Genomic DNA, 6,566 nt, shown 5'->3' with positions numbered 1-6,566 from the left:
CATGTGTTCGTGCAGGGCTACCGGCCCGGCGGCCTGCAGGCGCTCGGCTTCGGGCCGGAGCAGCTTGCGGCGCTGCGGCCGGGCATCGTTGCGGTGTCGCTGTCGGCCTACGGATCGAGCGGCCCGTGGTCGACGCGGCGCGGCTTCGATTCGCTGGTGCAGACCGCCACCGGCTTCAACGACGCCGAGGCGCGCGCCGCCGGCGCCGCGAAGCCGCAGGCCCTGCCGCTGCAGGCGCTGGATTACGCGGCTGGCTACCTGCTGGCCTTCGGCGCGCAGGCCGCGCTGTGGCGCCAGGCCCGCGAAGGCGGCAGCTGGCATGTGCAGGTGTCGCTGGCGGGCGTCGGGCAGTGGCTGCGTTCGCTCGGCCGGGTCGACGGCGGCCTGTCGGCGCAGGCGCCCGACTTCGCGCCCTTCCTCGTCAGCGAACCCTCGGGCTTCGGCCGCCTGGTCGCGGCGCGGCATGCGGCGCAGTTCTCTGACACGCCGCCGCTGTGGCGCTGGCCGTCGATGCCCCCGGGCTCGCATCCGGCCGCGTGGGCCTGACAGCAATCGCGGGGCTCAGCCCTCGTCGTCCGCCGCCGCCTTGAACTGCCCCGGCGTCAGGCCGTTGCGCTGCAGCAGCCGGTAGAACTCGGTGCGGTTGCGGTCGGCCAGCCGCGCCGCGTCGGCGGCGTTGCCGTCGGTCAGCTTCAGCAGGCCGACCAGGTAGTCGCGCTCGAAGCGCTCGCGCGCCTGCGCATAGGTCAGCACCTCGACCGACGGCACGCGCAGCGCACGCTGCACCAGCGTCAGCGGGATCAGCGGCGTGGTCGTCAGCGCGCACACCTGCTCCACCACGTTGTGCAGCTGGCGCACGTTGCCGGGCCAGCTCGCGGTCGTCAGCGCCTTCATCGCCTCGGGCGCGAAACCGTTGAAGCGCTTGCCGTACTTCTCGCCCAGCTTCGCGAGGAAGTGGTTCACCAGCAGCGGGATGTCGTCGCGCCGCTCGGCCAGCGTCGGCAGGTGCAGCGACACCACGTTGAGCCGGTAGTACAGGTCTTCGCGGAACTGGCCCTCGGCCATCGCCGCATCGAGGTCGCGGTGCGTGGCCGACAGGATGCGCACGTCCACCGGCACCGCCTGGCTCGCGCCGACCGGCCGCACCGAGCGCTCCTGCAGCACGCGCAGCAGCTTGACCTGCAGCGCCGGCGGCATGTCGCCGATCTCGTCGAGGAACAGCGTGCCGCCGTCGGCCGTGACGAACAGGCCGCGGTGGTTCGCGACCGCGCCGGTGAACGAGCCCTTCACATGGCCGAACAGCTCGGATTCGAGCAGCGCCTCGGGGATCGCGCTGCAGTTCACCGCGACGAACGGCTTCGCGGCACGCGCGCTCGCGCGGTGGATGGCCTGCGCGAGCAGCTCCTTGCCGCTGCCGCTCTCGCCGCGGATCAGCACGCTCGCATCGGACGCGGCCACCATCTTGGCCTCGCCGAGCAGCTCGGTCATCGCGTTCGAGCGGCTGACGATCGCGGCACGCCAGGCCCCATCACCGTCCTCGGCCTGCGGCAGCGGCGGCGCGAGCGCCAGCGCCTGGTTCACCTTGTCGAGCAGCGCCTTGCCGTCGAACGGCTTGGTCAGGTAGCTGAAGACGCCGCGCGCGGTGGCCTCGACGGCATCGGGGATGGTGCCGTGCGCGGTCAGCAGGATCACCGGCAGCGCCGGATGGCGTGCGCGGATCTCGTCGAACAGCGCGAGGCCGTCGCGCCCCGGCAGCTGCACGTCGCTCACCACCAGCTGCGGCCGCGCGACCGCCAGCTGCGTCAGCGCCGCCTCGGCCGACTCGACCGAGGTCACGCGGTGGCCGGCCGCGCCGAGCCGCATCGACAGCAGCTTCAGCAGGTCGGGGTCGTCGTCGACGAGCAGGATGTTGGCCATGCGGCGCGGTGCCCCTCAGGGCGCCTTCGGTGCCGCGGGAGCGGATGCGGCCGCCGGCGTCGGCAACGGCGTCACCGGCACCGCGCTCGCGCCCGGCCCGGGGCGGGTCGTCATGCTGCGCTCGATCGCCTTCAGCGCCTCGAGCTTCTCGTTGAGCTGCTGCAGCGTGCGCTGCTGGTCGCGGCGCTGCGCGGCCTCGCGGTTGAACGCGTCTTCGAGCCGGCGCTGCTCGGCGATGCGCGCGAGCAGCAGGCGCGCCATCGGCTGCCACGGTTGCAGCTCGGTGGCGCCGGCCTTCACGACCGATTCGAGCAGCTGCTGTGCGCGTGCCACGTCGCCGCCGTTGTGCTGCTGCGAGAGCGCGAGCGCCAGTTCGAGCACCGCGCCGGTCGGCGCCGCGGCACTGTTCGCGCTGACGATCGCGTTCAGGCGCGTGATCTCGTTGCCGAGGTCGCCCGCCGACATCTGACGCAGTTGCTCGTGGTAGCCGAGGATCTGCCGCGACACCTGGTCGGCCGGCTCGACCGGCGCCGGCACCAGTATCACGACGGCCGACGCGGCGGGCGTCGGCGCGGGCACCGGCGCCGAGGCGGCGGGTGCGGGCGGCGGCAGCTCGGAAGGCGGCGTCACGCAGGCCGCCAGCAGCAGAGTGACGAGCCAGGCGGGAGCGCAACGGAGGACGGGACTAACGCGCATGGGGCAATTCGATGTGAAAGTGAGCGCCGCCGGGGCGGCCGTCGTCCATCAGTTCGACCTGGCCGCCATGGGCCGTGACGTACTCGTGCACGATGGACAGCCCGATGCCGCTGCCGCGCACCGCGTCGCCCGGCTGGCGTTCGCCGCGGTAGAAGGGCTCGAACACGCGCGCCCGGTCGGCCGCCGCAACGCCCGGGCCCTGGTCGACGATGTCGATGCAGGCACGGCCGGGCACGCGGGTCACGGAAAAACGGATGGTAGCGCCCGCGGGGCTGAAGCGTATCGCGTTCGACAAAAGGTTACCCAGCGCCGCGCCGAGCTTGTCGGCATCGACCTCGGCGACGAGCGGTTCGCCCTCCACCACCACCGCGAGCTGGCGCGCCTGCCACTGCAGCCGCTGCTGGGCGACCAGGTCCCGGATCAGCGCGGTGAGCTCGGTCTTGCGCCGCACCAGCTGGCGGGCCTCGAACGCGGCGGCGTTGAAGCGCAGCAGGTCCTCGATCTGGCTCTGCAGCACGTGGGTGTTCTGGCGCAGGATGCGCGCGACCTCGCGCTGGTTCTCGCTCAGCTCGCCGGTGACGCCGTCCTCGAGCAGCGAGACGCCTTCGCGCAGCGCGGCCAGCGGCGTCTTCAGTTCGTGCGAGACATGGCGCAGGAAGCGCGACTTGTCGGAATCGAGCTCGGCCAGCCGCAGCCGCAGCCATTCGAGGCGGCGGCCGAGCAGGCGCACGTCGGTCGGGCCGCGGATGTCGATCGGCTGGTCGAGCCGGTTCTCGCCGAGGCTGACGACGGCGCGCTCCAGGTGCTTCAGCGGCCGCGCGAGCCACAGCCCGAAGCCGAGCGCCATCACGATCGAGATGCCGATCGCCGCGAGGATCTGCCGGCCGAGCTGGGTGCGGCCGGCTTCGAGCTCGCTCATCAGCACCTGGTTGCGCGTCTCGGTGGCCAGGCGCACCTGCTCGGCGATCGCGGCGTTGATCGATTCGAGCTCGCGGAACGCGGTGGTCACGGTGACCTCGCGCAGCCGGATCGCCGGATCGGGGCCGCTCAGCTGGGCCTCGATGTCGGATTCGGTGGCGCGCCAGTCGGCGGCCAGGTTCGACGGGATGCGGTTGTCGGCGAGGCGGGCGAGCGCCGAGGTGGCGTCGCGCGCGGCCTCTTCGAAGCGCTGGCGCAGCACCGGATCGTCGAGCACCAGGTACTGGCGCGCGGCGCGCTCCATCGCGACGGTGCGCTCGGCCAGCACCTGCGCATCGGCGGTGTGCGCGACGGCCTGGCGCGCGCCCTCGCTGCTCTGGCGCAGCAGGCCTTCGAGCTGGAACAGGCCGCGCAACGAGGCCGCGCTGAGCAGCGCGGCGATCAGCAGGAAGGCGACGAGCAGCAGCTGGCGGAAGGAGTAGCGGTTGAGGCTGAACATCAGCGGCGGATTGTGCCCGCCCCGCTCAATCGAAGACGGGCAGCGCGTCGTCCTTCAGCGTGCCGCGCACCTGCTCGAAATCGGGCATCACCGAGCGCACCACGTCCCAGAAGCGCGGGCTGTGGTTCATCTCGCGCAGGTGGGCCAGCTCGTGCGCCACCACGTAGTCGATGCTCGGCATCGCGAAATGGATCAGCCGCCAGTTCAGCCGGATGCGGCCGTCGGCGCTCGCGCTGCCCCAGCGCGTCTGCGCCGACGACAGGCTCAGCCGCGTGTAGCGCACGTTCAGCTGCGCCGCGAAATGCCGGCAGCGGTCTTCGAAGATGCGCCGCGCCTGCCGCTGCAGCCAGCTCTGCACCGCGTCGCGGATCTGCTCCGGCGTCGCGGTCTGCGGCAGCCCCACGTGCAGCGTGAGCCGCGGCACGCCCGGCAGCGCGGCCGCATCGGTGTTCAGGATGGCGCCGGTGGCACGCGGATCGAGCACGATGATCACCGTCTCGCCGAGGAACGGGATGCCGGTGCCGTCGCGCCAGTCGACCTTGGCCGCCTGCAGCCGCTGCGCGCGCTGCTGCTGCTCGCCGAGCTTGCGCAGGATCCAGCCGGCTTTCTCGCGCAACGCCGACTCGATGTCCTGCTGGCCGACCCATTTCGGCGCCGCCACGCTCAGGCCCTCGGTGCCGACGACGAAGCCGATGCTCTGGCGGCGCGCGCGGCGCAGCGCATAGCCGACCAGGTGATCGTTCAGGCGGATCTCGCGCTGGGCCTGCGGATGGCGGAAGACCGCGGGCTGCAGGCTGGAGACGGGAGGAGGCGCGACAGGCGGCGGTGCCGCGGGCGCATCGGTCACCGGCACACGCGGCAGCGAAGGCCAGAGGGCCGCAGACACCGCCGCCGGGGGCGACTCATCGAACAGCGACAACTGTGATTCTTCGGGGCCCGGCACGCGTCGCGTCATGGGCCGCGATTGTAGATGCGAGCTATGACGGCGTGTATGCCCCGGCATCGATGCGCCGCATCTCGCCCTCGATCCAGCCCTCGACCTCGCGCATCAGCTCGTCGGCCTCGCGCCCGGCCGGCGCGATCGGCTGGCCGATCGACACGGTGATCAGCCCCGGCCGCACCAGGARCGACTTGCGCGGCCAGCAGCTGGCCGAGTTGACGGCGATCGGCACCACCGGCGCGCCGGTCGCCAGCGCCAGCCGCGTGCCGCCGGTCTTGTAGGTGCCCTGCTGGCCGCGCGTGATGCGCGTGCCCTCGGGGAACATGATCACCCAGTTGCCCTGCGCCATGAAGCGCTTGCCCTGCTCGGCCACGCGGTTCCAGGCCTCGGCGCGCTTGCTGCGGTCGATGTGCACCATGTCGAGCCGCGCCATCGCCCAGCCGAAGAACGGGATGTACAGCAGCTCGCGCTTGAACACGTAGCACAGCGGGCGCGGCATCAGCGTCGGGAACGCGAAGGTCTCCCACGTGGACTGGTGCTTGGACAGCAGGATGGCCGGGCCGTCGGGCAGGTTCTCCATGCCCTTCACCTCGTAGCGCACGCCGCAGATGAAACGGCAGCCGGTGATCGCGATGCGCAGCCAGAAGGTGGTGAACCAGAACAGCGGCGTGCCGCGGATGAAGATCGACGCGATCAGCGAGAACACCGCCCACGGGATCACGGTGGCCGCCATCCAGAGCACGAACAGCAGCGAACGCAGCGCCGCAATGAATTTCGACATCAATCGAGCCTTCCGAATCCGGAGTCGGTCTTGCCGGAGGCGCCGCGCAGCGTGCGCTCCTGCTGGATCATGTGTTCGGCGAACGCCGTCAGGTCGTCATGCACCTGCAGGCCGGGCACCTTCTCGCGCAGCTGCGCGAGCTGCGCCTCGTCGAGCGCGCCGCTCTTGCCGGTGCGCACCAGGTGCGGCGGGCAGCCGGCGGCCACGGCCGCCTCGAGGTCGCGCAGCGAATCGCCGACCACCGGCACGTTCTTCAGGTCGGCGCCGAAACGCTCGCCGATCTGCAGGTACAGGCCGGGCAGCGGCTTGCGGCAATCGCATTGGTCTTCGGGCGTGTGCGGGCAGAAGAACACCGCGCTGATGCGCCCGCCGACGCGCGCGAGCTGCACGTTCATCTTCGCGTGCATCAGGTTCAGCGTCGCCATGTCGAACAGGCCGCGGCCCAGGCCCGACTGGTTGGTCGCGATCACCGCCTGCCAGCCGGCATGGTTGAGCCGCGCGATCGCCTCGAGCGCACCCGGCATCGCCACCCACTCGTCGACCGTCTTGACGAAGTCGTCGCGGTCTTCGTTGATGGTGCCGTCGCGATCGAGGATGATCAGGTTCATGGCATCGGACCTCTGGGGACGAGCTTCACGCGGCATGGTTCACACCGCGAGCCGGGAGAGGTCGGCGACGCGGTTCATCGCGCTGCGCAGGATCGCCAGCAGGCCGAGCCGGTTGACGCGGATCTTCGGATCGTCGGCGTTGACCATCACCTGGTCGAAGAACGCGTCGACCGGCGCCTTCAGGGCCGCGAGCGCCTGCAGCGAGGC

Annotated in this window: 7 protein-coding genes; 1 reads left to right on the top strand and 6 read right to left on the bottom strand. The window is 71.6% G+C overall.

Annotated features, from left to right (window positions below; translation table 11 throughout):
- Positions 1–546: CoA transferase (locus AC1D01_RS16075; protein ID WP_477867918.1), on the top strand; the 546-nt coding region annotated here is incomplete at its 5' end.
- A 15-nt stretch (positions 547–561) separates the two neighbouring features.
- On the opposite strand, the gene AC1D01_RS16070 is transcribed toward AC1D01_RS16075, so the two are convergent.
- From AC1D01_RS16070 to gmhB, 6 genes are read right to left on the bottom strand one after another with little or no spacing between them, the layout of a single operon-like run.
- Positions 562–1,917: a sigma 54-interacting transcriptional regulator gene (locus AC1D01_RS16070; RefSeq protein ID WP_477867916.1), complete on the bottom strand. Its 1,356-nt coding sequence runs from the start codon at positions 1,915–1,917 to the stop codon at positions 562–564.
- A 15-nt stretch (positions 1,918–1,932) separates the two neighbouring features.
- On the bottom strand, positions 1,933–2,547 hold the full coding sequence (locus AC1D01_RS16065; protein WP_477867914.1) for a restriction endonuclease subunit S domain-containing protein: 615 nt from the start codon (positions 2,545–2,547) through the stop codon (positions 1,933–1,935).
- Positions 2,548–2,602: 55 nt separating this feature from the next.
- On the bottom strand, positions 2,603–4,030 hold the full coding sequence (locus AC1D01_RS16060; RefSeq protein WP_477867912.1) for a sensor histidine kinase: 1,428 nt from the start codon (positions 4,028–4,030) through the stop codon (positions 2,603–2,605).
- Positions 4,031–4,055: 25 nt separating this feature from the next.
- Positions 4,056–4,985: a M48 family metallopeptidase gene (locus tag AC1D01_RS16055; protein WP_477867910.1), complete on the bottom strand. Its 930-nt coding sequence runs from the start codon at positions 4,983–4,985 to the stop codon at positions 4,056–4,058.
- Positions 4,986–5,007: 22 nt separating this feature from the next.
- Positions 5,008–5,751, bottom strand: a complete 744-nt coding sequence (locus AC1D01_RS16050; RefSeq protein WP_477867908.1) for a lysophospholipid acyltransferase family protein — start codon at positions 5,749–5,751, stop codon at positions 5,008–5,010.
- The gene (gene gmhB, locus AC1D01_RS16045; protein WP_477867906.1) at positions 5,751–6,359 is read right to left on the bottom strand and encodes a D-glycero-beta-D-manno-heptose 1,7-bisphosphate 7-phosphatase; all 609 of its coding nucleotides are present in this window, start codon (positions 6,357–6,359) and stop codon (positions 5,751–5,753) included. The genes AC1D01_RS16050 and gmhB overlap by 1 nt, the downstream gene beginning before the upstream one ends.
- Positions 6,360–6,566: the final 207 nt, after the last annotated feature.

It is taken from the genome of Rhizobacter sp. P3_B12 (assembly GCF_056402895.1).
Note: the sequence above shows the minus strand (reverse complement) of the source record. Positions and strands in the feature narration are given on the sequence as shown.